14 protein-coding genes are annotated in these 16862 nt (G+C 58.2%); 10 read left to right on the top strand and 4 right to left on the bottom strand.

All coding sequences use genetic code 11. The features are described from left to right. The first annotated feature begins 214 nt into the window (after positions 1 to 214). A complete protein-coding gene (locus tag ABJP42_RS06595; RefSeq protein ID WP_348339503.1) occupies positions 215 to 2392 on the top strand; it encodes a methyl-accepting chemotaxis protein in 2178 nt (725 codons plus the stop codon). 91 nt (positions 2393 to 2483) lie between these two features. Here the strand turns inward: ABJP42_RS06595 and ABJP42_RS06590 are convergent, their stop codons facing one another. Next, positions 2484 to 3812 (bottom strand): aspartate aminotransferase family protein, encoded by a 1329-nt coding sequence (locus ABJP42_RS06590; protein WP_348339501.1) that lies wholly within the window; start codon positions 3810 to 3812, stop codon positions 2484 to 2486. A 3-nt stretch (positions 3813 to 3815) separates the two neighbouring features. Beyond that, entirely contained in the window at positions 3816 to 4592 is a 777-nt protein-coding gene (locus ABJP42_RS06585; RefSeq protein WP_348339499.1) for a beta-keto acid cleavage family enzyme, read from the bottom strand. A 380-nt stretch (positions 4593 to 4972) separates the two neighbouring features. Here ABJP42_RS06585 and ABJP42_RS06580 point away from each other — a divergent pair, with 380 nt between their 5' ends. The 3 genes from ABJP42_RS06580 to ABJP42_RS06570 all read left to right on the top strand — a co-directional run bounded on the left by ABJP42_RS06580 (position 4973) and on the right by ABJP42_RS06570 (position 7603). Continuing rightward, on the top strand, positions 4973 to 6370 hold the full coding sequence (locus ABJP42_RS06580) for an aminotransferase family protein (RefSeq protein ID WP_348339498.1): 1398 nt from the start codon (positions 4973 to 4975) through the stop codon (positions 6368 to 6370). A gap of 139 nt (positions 6371 to 6509) precedes the next feature. Then, positions 6510 to 6881 carry a hypothetical protein gene (locus tag ABJP42_RS06575; RefSeq protein ID WP_348339496.1) on the top strand — a complete coding sequence of 124 codons (372 nt, stop codon included), beginning with the start codon at positions 6510 to 6512 and terminating at the stop codon, positions 6879 to 6881. 137 nt (positions 6882 to 7018) lie between these two features. Next, on the top strand, positions 7019 to 7603 hold the full coding sequence (locus tag ABJP42_RS06570; protein ID WP_348339494.1) for a GNAT family N-acetyltransferase: 585 nt from the start codon (positions 7019 to 7021) through the stop codon (positions 7601 to 7603). 305 nt (positions 7604 to 7908) lie between these two features. On the opposite strand, the gene ABJP42_RS06565 is transcribed toward ABJP42_RS06570, so the two are convergent. Both ABJP42_RS06565 and ABJP42_RS06560 read right to left on the bottom strand, forming a co-directional pair. Beyond that, on the bottom strand, positions 7909 to 8955 hold the full coding sequence (locus tag ABJP42_RS06565; RefSeq protein ID WP_348339492.1) for a permease: 1047 nt from the start codon (positions 8953 to 8955) through the stop codon (positions 7909 to 7911). Continuing rightward, positions 8948 to 9262: an ArsR/SmtB family transcription factor gene (locus ABJP42_RS06560; RefSeq protein ID WP_348339490.1), complete on the bottom strand. Its 315-nt coding sequence runs from the start codon at positions 9260 to 9262 to the stop codon at positions 8948 to 8950. Before ABJP42_RS06560 ends, ABJP42_RS06565 begins: the two co-directional genes overlap by 8 nt. 129 nt (positions 9263 to 9391) lie before the next feature. Between ABJP42_RS06560 and pdxR the strand changes: the two genes are divergently transcribed. The 6 genes from pdxR to ABJP42_RS06530 all read left to right on the top strand — a co-directional run. Then, positions 9392 to 10852, top strand: a complete 1461-nt coding sequence (pdxR, locus tag ABJP42_RS06555) for a MocR-like pyridoxine biosynthesis transcription factor PdxR (protein WP_348339488.1) — start codon at positions 9392 to 9394, stop codon at positions 10850 to 10852. 262 nt (positions 10853 to 11114) lie between these two features. Beyond that, complete coding sequence (xsc, locus tag ABJP42_RS06550; RefSeq protein ID WP_348339487.1) at positions 11115 to 12887, top strand: sulfoacetaldehyde acetyltransferase; 1773 nt, start codon at positions 11115 to 11117, stop codon at positions 12885 to 12887. Between the two features lie 5 nt (positions 12888 to 12892). Beyond that, positions 12893 to 13639: a TSUP family transporter gene (locus ABJP42_RS06545; protein WP_348339485.1), complete on the top strand. Its 747-nt coding sequence runs from the start codon at positions 12893 to 12895 to the stop codon at positions 13637 to 13639. After that, on the top strand, positions 13636 to 14664 hold the full coding sequence (gene pta / locus ABJP42_RS06540; RefSeq protein WP_348339483.1) for a phosphate acetyltransferase: 1029 nt from the start codon (positions 13636 to 13638) through the stop codon (positions 14662 to 14664). The genes ABJP42_RS06545 and pta overlap by 4 nt, the downstream gene beginning before the upstream one ends. A 124-nt stretch (positions 14665 to 14788) precedes the next feature. Next, a complete protein-coding gene (locus ABJP42_RS06535) occupies positions 14789 to 15835 on the top strand; it encodes a YeiH family protein (protein WP_348339481.1) in 1047 nt (348 codons plus the stop codon). Positions 15836 to 15871: 36 nt separating this feature from the next. After that, the coding region (locus ABJP42_RS06530; RefSeq protein WP_348339479.1) for a molybdopterin-dependent oxidoreductase at positions 15872 to 16862 on the top strand (991 nt) is incomplete at its 3' end.

Below are 16862 nucleotides of genomic sequence, written 5' to 3'. Positions count from 1 at the left end.
CACGAAACTCCCCCTCAGGTGGAGCTTGATACCCTCAGGGTTGCCTGACTCAAGTAAGCGTTCTCACTAGGGGTGTATTCTTGTTGAAGAACAGCGCCTTACCGACGTTTTACGGTCGCTTCACGAAAACCCAAGGCCGACCCGGCGACAGGTCTTATTAACTCTTCGCAACTACATGTTACAGCCTACACCCCTGGTCAACGAGTGCGAAACAATGAAAGCTTCTGTAAACTTTATTTTCCTCAGCATTATTCTGATGGCCGGAGCCGTCATGTTCGGTCTGGCTGGGATTTCCTATTACACCCACGAAATGCGCGACAAACTGGAAGAGGATGTTCTGATCATCGAACATATCTATCAGTCGCTCGACAAGATGGAGATTGAATTCCTCATGGCGCGTCGTTTTGAAAAGGATTTCCTGCTGCGCCTTGATCCCAAATACATCGATCGTCACGCCGGGGCGATGCAGCACCTCTATGATACAGAGCATATGCTAGAAGAAGAGCTGCCTCTACTTGAGAGCATGCGGGGCCAGATGGAGCCTCTTAAGCATCTGATGGCCGCCGCGCAGTCTTATGACCAAAGCTTTGCAGATCTTGTCGCAAGCCATGAAACTCTTGGCATGGATGAGAAAAGCGGGTTGCAGGGCGCACTGCGCGCCTCGGTTCACAAAATCGAAGAGAAGCTGAAGGAAATCGGCATTCCAGAAATGACCGTGAAGATGCTGATGATGCGTCGGCATGAAAAAGATTTCATCATGCGTCAGGATACCAAATACCTTGACCGCGTGAACGCCCGCGTCGAAGAATTCCTGGCCTTTCCCGCAGACTACTATGCGGATGCAGCCCAGCAGGCTGAGGTCGAAACTCTGTTGCAGAGCTACCAGCAATCCTTTGCCGCTTATGTCTCTGAGAGCATGAAAGAGAAGGCCCTACGCAAGGAGCTGTCGGCCCGCTACTCGGAAGCTGAGCCACTGATGGTCCAGATCCATAAAGTTGCCCTGGAAAATGTAGAGCTGCTTGTCGAAAAAACTCATGTGGCCAGCAATGATGCCAAATTCTACTCGCTGATTTCCAGCGCTATCGGCACTGTGTTCTTCTTGTGTCTGGCCTTCCTGCTCGCCCGCAGCATCTCTCGCCCGCTGAGCAAGCTTGACCATGTTCTGCAAGGCATCATGAACCGGGACTTCTCGGAAGAGACTCCCAAGTCCCGCCTGAGCGAAATTGCTTCTATCAGTTCTGCGATTGAAATCTTCCGTCAGGGTGAAATGAAAAAAGACCAGCTGACTCAGGATATTTCCGAAGTGATCACCGCCTGTGCAGATGGCGACTTCTCGCGCCGCATTGCAGTGGATGAAAGCGGCGGCACCTTTGCCGAGCTGGGCAAGGGCGTGAACTCCATCGGTGAGGCCGCGCAGCGTGGTCTGGGCGATGTGCTCTCTGCCCTGGATTCACTGAGCGAAGGCGATCTGACAAAACGTATGCCAGAGGGTCAAAAAGGTATCTTCAAAGAGATTTCCGATGCCACTGACAACCTCAACAACAGCCTTGGCGGCATGGTTGGTCAGCTGACCAGCAGCAGTGATCTGTTGAAAAACACCTCAACCGAGATCGCCGCGGCGGCAGATGACGCCTCGCGCCGCAGCGAACGGACATCTGCCTCGATTGTGGAAACAGCCGGCGCCCTGCAGACCCTTGGTGGTTCTGTAAAAGGCACCGCCGAAAGCTCGCAGCAGGCCCGTACGATTGTCAGCAGCGCCCAGGACCGGGCCCGTGCCACCCAGGAAATCGCCCAGCAGACCAATCAGGCGATGAAACGGATCGAAGCCTCCTCGAATGCAATCGCCAAGATCATCAGCATGATCGAAGATGTGGCCTTTCAGACCAGCCTCCTTGCGCTGAACGCCGGCGTAGAAGCCGCCCGTGCAGGCGAAGCAGGACGTGGTTTTGCGGTGGTTGCCTCCGAGGTCCGCTCGCTTGCGCATCGCTCTGCCGAAGCGGCCCAGGAGATCAACGAGCTGATCACCACCAGCGAAAAAGAAGTCGCTGATGGGGTGAAACTGGTTAGCCAGACCGGCGCCTCGCTGGAAGAGATCCTGACCATGGTCGAAGATGTCGTCGTCAAGGTGAACGAGATCGCCGATAATACCGTTGAGCAGTCCAACAGTATTGCCCAGGTGAACGGCCGGGTTGATGCCATGGACAGCGATGCGCAACAAAACGCGGCGATGCTGGAAGAGACCGCTGCCTCGGGTCAGATGCTGCGCGACGAGGCCAGCAATCTGGTGCAAATCGTCTCGAACTTTGAACTGCCCTCGGACCAGGAAGAACCAGGGGAAAACGTCTTCAAGGCCCATGATGACGGGTTTGATGATGGCAGCTGGGCCGCCTAGGCCGACCGCTCTAGCAAACAACACAAAGGCCGCACGGATTTCCTGTGCGGCCTTTGCCGTTTGATCATAGGGATGAGGGTTTCAGCGTTTTTCAGTCCAGGGCCAGTGCTACGGAGATCGCTTGATCAACCTTGTCCACGACTTCGCCGATCTGGGCATCTGTTATGATAAAGGGCGGTGCCAGCAGAATGTGATCCCCCAATTGCCCATCGCGGGTGCCGGACATCGGGTAACAAATCAACCCGGCGTCAAAAGCCGCCCGCTTTACCTTGGCCGCCAGACCGCGCGTGGGATCAAAGGGCGCCTTGGTTGTGCGGTCTGCCACCAGTTCGATGCCGCGAAACAGGCCGCGTCCGCGAATATCGCCCACATGCGGGTGATCGCCAAAGCGGTCGGTCAAAGAAGCTTGCAATTGCCCGCCCATATCGCGGCAACGGGAAATCAAATCGCGCCCCAGCATCTGGGTCACCACCGACAGACCCGCCGCCGTCGCCACCGGATGGCCAATATAGGTATGACCGTGCTGGAAAAAACCGCTTCCCCCGGCAATAGTGTCGTAAATCTCGGCACTGCAGAGCATCGCGCCAATGGGCTGATACCCGGCCCCTAGGCCCTTAGCGATACAGAGAATATCAGGTTCCACCCCATCCGCTTCGCAGGCAAACAGATGGCCGGTGCGGCCCATGCCACACATCACCTCATCCAGAATCAGCAAGACGCCAAAATCGTCGCAGATCTCACGGATGCGTTTGAAGTAACCCTCTACCGCAGGTACCGCCCCAGCGGTGGCGCCCACCACAGGTTCCGCCATAAACGCCATGACGGTTTCCGGGCCAAGGCGCAGGATCTCTGTCTTCAGTTCATTTGCCACCCGCTGACCGTAGTCAAAGGCGCTCTCGCCTTCTGCCCGGTCGCCATATTCATAGCAGGGCGCGATATGTGACACGCCGATCAACAGTGGATCAAACTGCTGCCGCCGCCAGGCATTGCCCCCTGCCGCCAGGGCGCCCAGGGTATTGCCATGGTAGCTTTGCCGCCGGGCAATCAGGTGACGGCGCTCCGGCTCACCGCGCTCCAGATGGTATTGCCGCGCCAGTTTGATCGCCGCCTCGGTGGCCTCGGACCCGCCAGAGACAAAATACACCCGATCCAGGCTCCCCGGCGCATGCACAACCAAGAGTTCCGCCAAGGCTTCGGCGGGTTCGGAGGTCAGAAAGCCGGTATGGGCAAAGGCCAGTTTGCCAACCTGCTCTTGTACAGCGCGGATCACGGCGGTGTCCGAATGACCCAGACAGGACACCGCCGCGCCACCGGAGCCATCAAAGTATCGCTTCCCATTGGAATCAACCAGATAGCAGCCATCCCCGGCAATGGCCCTGGGCAGATCTGCCTTGGTGTGGCGTGGAAAAACATGGCTCATGCTTCAATCCCTTTGCAAACTGTGGCCGGCCTTGGTTGCCGCCTTGACGAGCGCTGCGACGGAAGCCGCATTGTCAGCCAGTGGCAACCCTTCTGGGGTTTCAGTGTTATTCTCAAATCCGATGCGCACATTGCCGCCCGCCTTGATCGCTTCCAACAGACAGGCCTGCTCAGTTCGCCCAAAAGCGCATAGGCTCCAGCTGAGGTCCAGCGCCCGAGCCTCTTTTACCAAAGGAACCAGTCGGTCAGGATCACCCGCAACCGGAGGAACATATTTGCCAAGAACAAGAATCGCATCACGTGCAGCACCTGGTACAACACCAGTATCATACCAGCTGGCAAGCTGAGCAATACAGGATGGACCATAAAGAATGTGCTGAACCTCGGTGCCGACCTCAGCACAAAGCGCGTAGGCCCGGGCCGCAATGTTTGGATCCCGCGCCAGTTCCCGTACTGCTATCGAGGCTGCTGCAGGATGCAGCGCCTTCAGACAGGCCAGCTGCGCCTCGGGCTCATAAATGCCTGCACTTTCAGTGGTGATCTGAATGGCCATTCCCGGCGCGGCCTCGGCCACTGCCGCCATGGCCGCACGGTAGCGTCCCGCATCAAGGGAGTGTTGCCCTGCCGCATCCCGCACGTGCAAATGCAGCCCGCTGGCGCCCTCCGCCTGGCAGCGCTGCGCTGTGACCGCCAGTTCCTGCGGCGTTACCGGCAGCTCTGAATGGTCCCGCTTTTGCCGCCGCGCGCCGTTGGGGGCGACTGTTACTTTGAATTCTGCCACTGCTGACCTCTTACCCTGTTCTGTTCCAAACACTGGGCATGTGGTCAGGTGATCTCAAGTTGGCATTTTCAGATCATTTGTTCTTTTTTCTCAACTGCCCAATTTCCAAGCGGAGCCTTCCAGTTCTGGTTCAGACATTCGAAAATTCGCAGTCGACCTGCTGCAAGCCTAGCCATCTCGCGCAGAAATTTCCTATTTTAACCAATTGGTTAAAAAAGTAGATCCGTTCGCCAAGTCAGAACCGACCCAACTGGACGGAAAACACCCCATCATCTGGCCCTATAACCTCCGGCAAAATTGGCGTTTCGTCACTATAGAACGACTCCGGCTGACAGGCAGCTGGCAGACACCCCACTCTTACTTTTATGGAAGGACATGTCATGGACGGCACGTTCAACGAAAATGATCTCAGCCGGGTAGTTGCGGCTGACAAGGCCCATGTCTGGCACCACCTGATTCAGCATAAACCCTTTGAGGAAAATGATCCCCGCATCATCGTCGAAGGCAAAGGCATGCGTGTCTGGGACCAGAACGGCAAGGAATTCCTTGATGCCGTCTCTGGCGGCGTCTGGACCGTCAACGTTGGCTATGGCCGCGAAGACATCTGCAAGGCCGTCTATAACCAGATGATGAAGCTGTGCTATTTTGCTCAGTCTGCAGGATCGATCCCCGGCGCCTTGTTCGCCGAGAAGCTGATCGAAAAGATGCCTGGTATGAGCCGCGTCTACTACAATAACTCTGGCTCCGAGGCGAACGAGAAAGCCTTTAAGATGGTGCGCCAGATCGCGCACAAGAAATACGGCGGCAAGAAAACCAAGATCCTGTATCGCGACCGCGACTATCACGGCTCCACCCTAGCAGCGATGTCTGCCGGTGGCCAGGATGAGCGCAACGCCCAGTACGGTCCCTTTGCACCCGATTTCATTCGCGTTCCGCACTGCATGGAATACCGCAAGCACGAGCTGGGTCTTGAGCATTTGTCGGGCCGTGACTTCGGCATTGCAGCCGCCAATGCGATTGAGGAGGTGATCCTACGCGAAGGCCCGGAAACCGTCGGCGCCCTCTGCCTCGAACCAGTAACAGCTGGTGGCGGCGTCATCGAAGCCCCCGAAGGATACTGGGAGCGTGTTCAGGAAATCTGCACCCAGTATGACATCCTGCTGCACATCGACGAGGTCGTCTGTGGCGTTGGTCGTACCGGCACCTGGTTTGGCTATCAGCACTACGGCATCAAGCCCGATTTTGTGACCATGGCCAAAGGCGTTGCCTCCGGCTATGCGGCCATCGCCGTACTGGTCACCACCGAAGAGGTCTTTGACATGTTCAAAGACGATGCCTCTGATCCGATGAACTATTTCCGTGACATCTCCACCTTTGGCGGCTGCACCGCCGGCCCGGCTGCGGCGCTGGAAAACATGCGCATCATCGAAGAAGAAGACCTGCTGGACAACTGCACCGCCATGGGCGAGCGGATGATGAACAACCTCAAGGCGCTGCAGGAAAAGCACAGCGTCATTGGCGATGTGCGCGGCAAGGGCCTGTTCATCGGTGCCGAGCTGGTTTCGGATCGTGACACCAAAGAGCCCGTGGACGAGAAACTCGCCCAGCAGGTTGTGGCAGACTGTGGCGCCCAGGGGGTTATCATCGGTGTCACCAACCGTTCTGTTCCCGGTAAGAACAACACGCTTTGCTTCAGCCCGGCGCTGATCGCCACCGCCGATGACATCGACGCCATTACCGATGCCGTCGACAAGGCGCTGACCAAGGTTTTTGGCTAAGCCTCTGTACCCTTGTATAGGTTTGAAACGCTCCGGTTTTTCCGGGGCGTTTTTTGTTTCAATCCAAAGCAGAAAATCCACCTTGAAAAGCAACCCCAACTCCTCCATTTAGGATTCAGGAAGTTTTTCAAGGATTGCGATGTTTTCCTTTCTGGTGCGCATTGTCGGCCAATACAGGGCAGAAGTGCTGCGGTACTATGCCAGTGAATATGCCGTCCTTGGTATTGTAGCTATACTCGCCTTTGCTGGTATGCTTTCTCTGTTCCTTTTCTTCAACCCAGAGCGACACGTTCATGATGGTTATGTCATTGGCGATGTTGCCGGTGTTCTCCACGCATCAAGTGACACCAGCAACCGCTTCATTGTCGATGTTCGCCTCCCTGATGGCTCTAACCACCGATTGACCACTCGACACGGGAGTATCATGGGTTCGATCTCAGACCGCGCGTGCCTCGAACGCAGGCGAAAAGAATCAAATGGCGGCATGTTCTATTCCCTTGCCCCCGCCTAAAAGTGCAAGGACTGGTAACATCAGCGTTGATCGGCGCGTTTCAATTGGATTGATCATTTGTGGTAAAAGTGGCTCTTTTCATCTGACCGCCCCTCCCGCAGTCTGACCTAAACACCACTTTGATCAAGGACTCAGCCATGTGGGCCAAACCCGTCACTCTTTCCGGCCAGCAGCTCACGCTTGCACCGCTCATTCAAAGCCATGCGCGCGACCTGGCCGAGGCCAGCGCCGATGGCAATCTCTCTGCGCTCTGGTACACGATGATCCCCACTCCGGAAGGGGTCCCAGCCGAGATCGACCGGCGGCTCGCCCTGCAAGAGACCGGCAGTATGGTGCCCTTTGCCATTCTGGACGCCGCTGGCCAAGCCGTTGGCATGACCACCTATATGAATATCGACCAGGCCAATCAGCGGTTGGAAATTGGCTCCACCTGGTATCGTAAATCCGTGCAACGCTCGGGGCTGAACACCGAATGCAAACTGCTGATGCTGCGCCATGCCTTCGAGGAACTCGACGCCATCGCGGTGGAGTTCCGCACCCATGTGATCAACCACCAAAGCCGCCGCGCCATCGAACGGCTCGGGGCCAAGCCTGACGGCATCCTGCGCGCCCATATGAAGATGGCCAATGGCACCCTCCGCGACACCGCTGTCTATTCGATTACCGCGCCGGAATGGCCCACGGTGCAGGCCCATCTGACCCATCAATTGACACGACACTAACGCCCCAGGGCGCAGATCAAGGGGGGGGGGGGGGGGCTTTGCCCCCGCCGACAGGCGGCTAGCCCTTGAGGCGCCTCTTCAAACCAGATTGGAACAGGGCCCGGATGGGCAAGGCTGCCCGTCTAGGCCTTTCTCAGCAGCTGCCTTTGCCGTCCTATCAGCAGATCACTGGCGCCATGGTTTTTCAAACGATCAGTCACAATAGACAAAGCGCCGCGCGTCAGCGCGGCGCCGGGCCCAACGGGAGGCAGGCATTCTTTGAATGACAACTCCGGGCGGGAGCCCCGCCCGAAACCCTTTTACGATCAGACCAATTGAAACAGAATACCTGAAAGAATGGCACCGCTAACCCCTAGCCCCAGGTAGGTGGCAAAGACCCGAGGTTTGACCAAAGACCAGACCGCAGCCATCGCCGGGATCGAACTCACCGCCCCCGCCACCATAAAGGACATCGCCGCGCCTGCGCTCATGCCCTGCTCCATAAGCCCCGCCAGCAGGGGCGGCGCTACATAGGAGTTGAGATAGGCAGGCATCCCTACCAGCGCCGCTACGGCAATTGGCACCACACCTTCGCCGCCAACTAGGCCGGCAATCAGATCCGCAGGCACATAGTGCACCAGGATCGCCTCCAGCACATAGGCCAGGGCCAGCCATTTCAGCAGGAACAACCCATTGCTGACAAACTCGGACCGGAATTTCACCCGACGGGCAGGCTCTTGCCAGAATTTCCAATGGGCCTTGTCGTCCAGTTTAGGTCCCGAGCTGCAGCAGCTGGAGCAGCTCTGCGCCTGTTTCAGCGGGTTGGCAAAGGCGCCCTGCCCCATCAGCGTCTTGACAAAAAAACCGCCAAACAAGCCCAGCGAAACAGCAATCACCGCCTTGCCGATGGCAAAATCCCAGCCCAGCGCGCCAGCGGTGATCAACAGGGTTGGCGGATCGATGAGCGGCGAAGCCAGCCAAAAGGCCATCACTGCTGACAACGGTGCGCCCAGCGCCAGGAGTCCGGCAATAAAGGGGATCACCTCACAAGAGCAAAAGGGCGCCAAGCCGCCAAAGATCGCTGCCAAAAAGATCATTCGGGTCTCGCGACCCACAAAGGCCCGCGCCACCATGACCTCGGCTCCGGTTGCCTTTAGGTAGGCCAAAAGCAGCACCGCAAAGAGGATGTATTGCCCGGTATGCGCCAGGGCGGCCGCTGCAAAACGGATCACCGCCTGGAACTTACCCGGATCAAGAATGGCCACGGCGACTAGAATAAGGACATTCAGCGTCCAGGGGGTTTTCAGCCAGTCAAGCGACAGGCTTGATGCCTTTGGCGCCGGATCGGAAGAATTGTGAGACAGATCAGCCATCGTTTGCCGCCTTGTTTTGAACTGTATCAGCGCAGCATTCACTCAGGATGAAGCCTGCCAGTTTTTCGAGTTGGTCAAAATTTGCCCGATTCAAAGTGCTGCGCCCAACGCGCAGTTGATCGACCACTTCGGCCCCGGTCAAAAACTTCAGATGATGTGCCAGGGTCGAGGGGGCGATGCCGGTGCGCTCCTGTATTTCCCCCACCGTCAGACCGTCATGCCCGGCCCGAATGAGGCAACGCAGCACCTGCAAGCGCGATTCTGATCCCATTGCAGCAAAGCCCTGAGCCGCTTCTTCCCACAACATTTTGCTTCTCCACTTGATTCTATTAAACTAGGTTTATGGTTATATTTGAAAAAAGGCAAGCCCAATGATTTTGACCGCCCCGCTAAGTCCAGATTGCGCCCTGGCTATATCCACCCTAGGATGCCGGATATGGCTATCTCCGTTGACACCTTTTTCCTGAACCCTGACGCCCATGGTACTCTGCAGGCGCAGATCCAGGAAATGATTGCCGAAGGCATTTTATCGGGGCGGTTTCGCATCGGCGAAAAGCTCCCGTCCTCGCGCAAACTGGCGCTGCACCTTGGCATCAGCCGGATCACCGTGACGCTGGCCTATACAGAGTTGCTGGCCAATGATTATCTCACCTCGCGGGGGCGCTCTGGCTATTTTGTCTCAGAAAACGCGCCAGTGCCGCCCAGTTTCACCCCACCAGTCCAGTCCCAGGAAGCCGTCGACTGGAGCCACATGCTGGTGCGCACTTTCACTGGCGGCGACACACCTCGCAAAGCCCGCGATTGGCGCAGCTACCGCTATCCTTTTATCTATGGCCAGGCAGACCCTTCGCTGTTTGACCACGCAAACTGGCGGCTCTGTTCCCTGCGCGCCCTGGGACAAAAGGATTTTGCCGCGCTGACGGATGACTATTTTGATCAGGACGACCCATTGCTGATCGAATATATCGCCCGCCATACTCTGCCCCGGCGTGGTGTCACCGCCCGACCGGAACAGATCCTGATCACCCTGGGCGCACAAAACGCCCTGTGGCTGGCAACCCAGCTGCTGCTGAACCGCGGCCGCAAAGCCACAATCGAAGACCCAACCTATTACACCCTGCGCGACCAGCTGCATCATGTGCGCTGCCAGGTCGACAGCATCCCGGTGGATCAGGATGGCCTGCCCCCGCAGCAGATCTCGGATGATACCGACGTGATCTTTTGCACCCCCAGCCACCAAAGCCCCACCACTGCCACCATGCCAATGGCGCGGCGCAAGGAGCTGCTGCAGCGGGCCCATGACATCGATGCGGTCATCGTCGAAGACGATTATGAGTTCGAGATGTCCTTCCTCGGGGCTCCCTCGCCGGCGCTCAAGTCACTCGATTCGGATGGCCGGGTGATCTATGTGGGCAGCTTCTCCAAATCGCTGTTTCCGGGGCTGCGGCTGGGCTACATGGTCGGCTCCGAAGCCTTTATCCGTCAGGCCCGCGCCCTGCGCGCCAATGTGCTGCGCCATCCCCCCGGTCATGTGCAGCGCACTGTGGCCTATTTCCTGTCGCTGGGACATTACGATGCCCAGATCCGCCGCACCGCCAAAGTGCTGCACCACCGCCGCCATGTTATCGAAGAATCCATAACCACCCACGGTCTGATGGTCTCGGGTGTTGGGGTCTATGGCGGCTCTTCGCTTTGGATGCAGGCCCCAGAGGGCGTCGATATGGCCGAGATCGCAGAACAGCTGAAACCGGAGAGCGTTATCATCGAACCCGGGGCGCCGTTTTTTGCGGCTGAGAACCGACAGCACAACTACTTTCGACTGGGCTATTCTTCGATAGCGGCAAACCGCATCGCCCCGGGGTTGGACCTCCTGGCCAAGGCGCTCAAACAGGGGTGATTCACCAGCCGCTTCGAGCCATCCGCGCCAAAATCGGGTAAAAATGAGATTTTTTGTCTCATTTTCTATACTAATCATTGTGAGGCATCTGCCGTGACCCCTTGAAGAAATTGAAGGATTCCAAGCGAGAGAAACGATCACGGATTTTGGCCCTATCCGCGTTTGGAACTGGCCCTAACTGACGAGGCTCTGTCTGCATAAACCGGTATTAATCCCCGGTAACTGGCCGGGGCTCTATGCGTCTCACTTAGGAGCACCCGCCATGAAAATGACCACCGAGGAAGCCTTTGTAAAAACTCTGCAAATGCACGGCATCCAGCATGCATTTGGGATTATTGGCTCGGCCATGATGCCGATTTCTGACATCTTCCCCAAAGCGGGCATCACCTTCTGGGACTGTGCTCATGAAGGCTCTGGCGGCATGATGGCGGACGGTTACACCCGCGCCACAGGCAAGATGTCGATGATGATCGCCCAGAACGGACCCGGCATCACCAACTTTGTGACAGCCGTCAAAACCGCCTACTGGAACCACACACCGCTGCTGCTGGTGACCCCGCAGGCCGCCAACAAGACCATCGGTCAGGGTGGCTTCCAGGAAATGGAACAGATGCGCATGTTTGCCGACTGCGTCTGCTACCAGGAAGAGGTGCGTGACCCTTCCCGCGTTGCCGAGGTTCTGAACCGGGTGATCATGCAGGCCAAACGTGCCTCGGCCCCGGCGCAGCTGAACATTCCGCGCGATATGTGGACCCAGGTGATCGACATCGCCCTGCCACAGATCGTTGAATTCGAACGCCCCGGTGGCGGCGATTCTTCCTTGCAGGAAGCAGCAGATCTGCTCTCCTCCGCCAAATTTCCAGTCATCCTGAACGGTGCTGGTGTGGTTCTGGCTGGCGGCATCGAAGCCTCCAAGGATCTGGCAGAGCGTCTCGGCGCGCCGGTTTGTGTTGGCTACCAGCACAATGATGCCTTCCCCGGTTCGCACCCGCTGTTTGCCGGCCCTCTGGGCTACAACGGCTCCAAGGCCGGTATGGAGCTCATTGCCAAGGCCGACGTCGTACTGGCGCTCGGCACTCGTCTGAACCCGTTTTCGACCCTGCCTGGCTATGGCATCGACTACTGGCCAACCGAAGCCAAGATCATTCAGGTCGACATCAACCCGGATCGCATCGGCCTGACCAAAAAGGTCTCGGTTGGCATCGTTGGTGACGCCAAGAAGGTTGCCACTTCGATCCTTGCAAAGCTCTCGGACACCGCAGGTGACGAAGGACGTTATGATCGCATGACGCTGATCTCCACCGCAAAATCCACCTGGGCACAGCAACTGAGCTCGATGGATCACGAGGATGACGATCCCGGCACCACCTGGAACGAACGCGCCCGCGCTGACAAGCCAGAGTGGATGTCCCCTCGCATGGCATGGCGTGCCATTCAGGCAGCCCTGCCCAAGGATGCGATCATCTCGTCGGATATTGGCAATAACTGCGCCATCGGCAACGCCTACCCGTCGTTTGACCAAAGCCGCAAATATCTGGCCCCAGGCCTGTTTGGCCCCTGTGGCTATGGCCTGCCAGCGGTTGTTGGCGCCAAAATCGGCTGCCCAGACGTACCGGTTGTTGGCTTCTCGGGTGACGGTGCCTTTGGCATCGCCGTGAACGAGCTGACCGCCATCGGTCGTGGCGAATGGCCTGCCGTAACGCAGGTTGTCTTCCGCAACTACCAGTGGGGCGCCGAAAAGCGGAACTCCACCCTGTGGTTTGACGACAACTTTGTCGGCACCGAGCTGGACCAGCAGGTCTCCTACGCCGGTATCGCCAGCGCCTGTGGGTTGAAAGGCGTTATTGCCCGCACCATGGATGAGCTGACCGCCGCCCTGGCGCAATCGGTTGAGGACCAGAAGAACGGTATCACCACGCTGATCGAAGCAATGATCAACCAGGAACTGGGTGAGCCCTTCCGTCGCGACGCAATGAAGAAACCTGTCGCCGTGGCCGGTATCGACGCCGCAGACATGCGCGAACAGCAGGTCTGATCGCAATGAACCTCCCCTTTGATCTGTCAGCAGGCCAAGGGGCATATCTGGCCGCCGCATTATTTGCGGCGGCCTATATTCGTGGATACTCCGGCTTTGGATTTTCCGCGGTCTTTATCATTCTTGCAGCGCTCACCACCAATCCGCTGCCACTGATCCCGGTGATCTTCTCTTGCGAGATCGCCATGACCCTGTTTCAGGCCCGTGGCATTCGCCCCCATATTGATTGGACCCGCATCTGGCCGCTGCTGATCGGCGCCGCCATTGCCACCGTTCCGGCCGTCACCATAATGGCGCGGCTGGGTGAGGACCAAGCCCGTTTGGCCATTTCTGCCGTTATTCTGGTGCTCAGCCTCATCCTGCTGAGCGGCTGGCAGCTGCGTCGCCCCATCGGGACCAAGGGGAACCTTTCGGTGGGGTTTCTCTCTGGCATGGTCAACAGCGCGGGCGTCGGTGGGTTGCCTGCCGCCGCCTTTCTCACGGCCCAACCGCTGTCGCCAGCGGTGTTTCGCGCCACCATGATCGTCTTCCTCACCGGTATCGACATCATGGCCCTGCCGGTGATGCATGCCAATGACCTGACCGGCCCTGACACGCTGATCGGCGTGTTGCTGGCCTTTCCGGTGCTTGGGCTTGGTGTCTGGGCTGGGGGCCTGCGCTTTTCCTCTTCCTCACAGGCGCAGTTTCGCCGGGTCATCGTGATCTTGCTCACCCTGTTTTCCATCCTGAACATCGCCAAGGTCGTCGCATGACAAATACTCCTCTCCCCTCAGTTCTGCTGGGCCAAGCCCCAAGCGCCGACCGTCAGGTCATCGCCCTGAGCGAAGGCAGTGACCCGCGCATTGTCGCTGGCGCCATTGCGGCGCGCTCCGCCGGGCTCGCGGATCTAATTCTGGTCGGGCCCCGGGCAGAGGTAGAAGCCGAACTTACCAAACAGGGTGCAAATGAGGATCAGGGGCTCATGGTGCATGATCCCATCGACTCGCAATTTCACACGGATTTTGCCGCCGCCTTCCACGCCCTGCGTCAGCACAAGGGTGTCACCCTCGAGGCGGCGAGCAGAGCCGTGCAGGATCCGCTGGTCTATGCCGCCCTTTTGGTGCGCCTGGGCCATGCCATAGGTACTGTTGGCGGCGCGGTTGCCACCACCTCGGATGTGGTGCGTACCGCCCTGCAGGTCATTGGCAAGGCTCCGGATGCTGCCATGGTGTCGAGCTTTTTCCTGATGTACCCGCCTGAAGATGCCACTGCTGGTGGTCGGGCCATGCTCTATTCTGACTGCGGTTTGGTGATTGATCCCAGCGCCGAGGACCTGGTGGCCATTGCCTGCGCCTCTGCCCAGTCCTGCCAACACCTGCTGCAACAACCCCCCAGACTGGCCATGCTGTCTTTTTCCACCAAGGGCAGCGCCAAACATCCCAAGGTCACCAAGGTTACCGAGGCAACCGAGATGCTGCACGCCCAGCGCCCCGACCTAAGCGTTGACGGTGAGCTGCAGTTTGATGCGGCCTTTGCGCCGGAAATCGGCCAACGCAAAGCGCCGGGTTCCTCCGTCGCCGGTGCGGCCAATGTGATGATATTTCCCAATCTGGATGCCGGCAATATCGGCTATAAAATCACCCAGCGCCTGGGCGGCTATAGCGCCATCGGACCCATCCTGCAGGGGTTAGCACAGCCCGCCAATGACCTGTCCCGCGGCTGCAGCGCCGAGGACGTGCTGGAGATGATCGCCGTCACTTCTTTGCAGGCCAGCCAAGCCACCCCGACAAAGCAGTAAATCAGACCAAAAAAAGCAACAAATCGCAAAACTGAGCTCCACAAACGACCCGCAAATTAGAAAACTCTCGCCAATCGCCCGGCATTCACCCTAGCCTGACCGGACGCGCCGAACAAGGAAGACCATGGCCACTTCTCAGCCACAGACAGACCACGCGACCCCGGTTGCCTGGACCACCAAACTCCAAGGGAAGGCGCAAGAGCTCTTCCCCGGCATTGCTGTCGCGATCATCGTTGCGGTTACCGCGCAGTTTCTGGCCGAACACTATGCCACCCCGGCGATGTTGCTGGCGCTTTTGCTGGGCATCGCAGTGAGCTTCCTTGGCGAAGAGGGCAAAACCGTGCCTGGCATCGCCTTTTCTGCGCGCTCCTTGCTGCGACTTGGAATCGCCTTTCTTGGTGTGCGGGTCTCTATGGTGTTGATGATGGGGCTGGGATGGGATCTCATTGGCCTAGTGGTTGGCGGCGTTGTTGCCACCATTTGCTTTGGCCTGCTGGTTGCACGTCTGTTTGGCCACAAATGGCGTTTTGCCCTGTTGACCGCCGGGTCGGTGGCGATCTGCGGCGCCTCGGCGGCCATGGCAATCAGCGCCATCCTGCCCCGCGATGAACGCTCTGAGGAGCGGCTGATCTTTACCGTCATGGGCGTCACCGTACTGTCGACTATTGCCATGATCGCCTATCCCATTTTGGTGAATTTCCTCGAATTAAACTCGACCCAGGCCGGGGTATTTCTCGGCGGCACCATCCATGATGTTGCGCAGGTAGTTGGTGCCGGCTTTTCGATCTCAGAGCAAACCGGCGATAGTGCCACCCTGGTAAAACTGATGCGGGTGGCCATGCTGGCCCCCATCGTGCTGGTGGCCTCTTTGATGATCCGCTCCTTTGCAGAGCTGCCAAAGGATGGTGCCCGGCCGCCGCTGCTGCCCAGTTTTGTTGTCGCCTTTCTGACGCTGGCCGGGCTCAATTCCTTTGGGCTGATACCCACTGCTATTAGCGATTTTCTCAGCCAGTGTTCGCGCTGGCTGCTGCTCACCGCCATTGCCGCCGTGGGCATGAAGACCAATCTGAAACAGGTCCTGGCCGTCGGAGGCGCGGCCATTGCCCTCATCATCGTCGAAACACTGTTTATCGCCGGCTTCATCCTGGCGGGGATCACCCTCCTGACGTGATCCACTAAACAGAACAACATCAGGAAGGGAGGCCAGATGACGTTCCAGCAACCCCGGGTGGAGACATCCCCCAAGGTATCCGACGAGATCCGTCAGACCACCTGCTACATGTGCGCATGCCGCTGTGGCATCAACGTGCATATGAAGACCAATGAGGACGGCAAAAAAGAGGTCGCCTATATCGAAGGCAATCGCGATCACCCGGTCAATAAAGGGGTGCTCTGCGCCAAGGGCTCTGCCGGCATCATGCAGGTCAATGCGCCCTCGCGCCTGAAGGCACCGCTAAAACGGGTGGGGCCACGTGGCTCCGGTGAGTTTGAGGAAATCTCCTGGGACGAGGCGCTGGAGATCGCTGCCGGATGGCTGGAACCTATCCGCAAGGACAACCCCTCCAAGCTGGCGTTCTTCACTGGCCGTGATCAATCCCAAAGCTTCACCGGCTTTTGGGCGCAGAATTTTGGCACCTGCAACTATGCGGCGCATGGCGGCTTTTGCTCGGTCAATATGGCGACTGCCGGTATCTACACCATGGGCGGTGCCTTCTGGGAGTTCGGCCAGCCCGACTGGGACCACACCAAGCTCTTCATGCTGTTTGGCGTCGCCGAAGACCACGACAGCAACCCGATCAAAATGGGCCTGGGCAAGATCAAGGCGCGCGGCGCGCGGGTGATTGGCGTCAACCCGATCCGCTCCGGCTACAATGCAATCGCGGACGATTGGGTCGGCATCACCCCCGGCACCGATGGGCTGTTCATTCTCGCCCTGGTGCATGAGCTGATGAAGGCCGGCAAGATCGATCTGGATTACCTCAGCCGTTACACCAATGCGCCGGTGCTGGTGAACCAGGATCCGAATTCCCCTGACAAGGGCCTGTTCCTGCGCGACGACCATGGCACTCCGCTGGTCATCAACCGCAAAACCGGAAATCTGGCGCCCTTTGACATGAAAGGCGTACGGCCTGATCTGGGCGGCAGCTTCAAGATGGGTGATGTCACCCATGTCTCGGTGTTCCAACTGATGGCAGACC

Source organism: Pseudophaeobacter sp., from assembly GCF_039971195.1.
In the GTDB taxonomy this organism is placed as follows: domain Bacteria; phylum Pseudomonadota; class Alphaproteobacteria; order Rhodobacterales; family Rhodobacteraceae; genus Pseudophaeobacter.
This window is presented reverse-complemented; position numbering and strand designations above follow the sequence as displayed.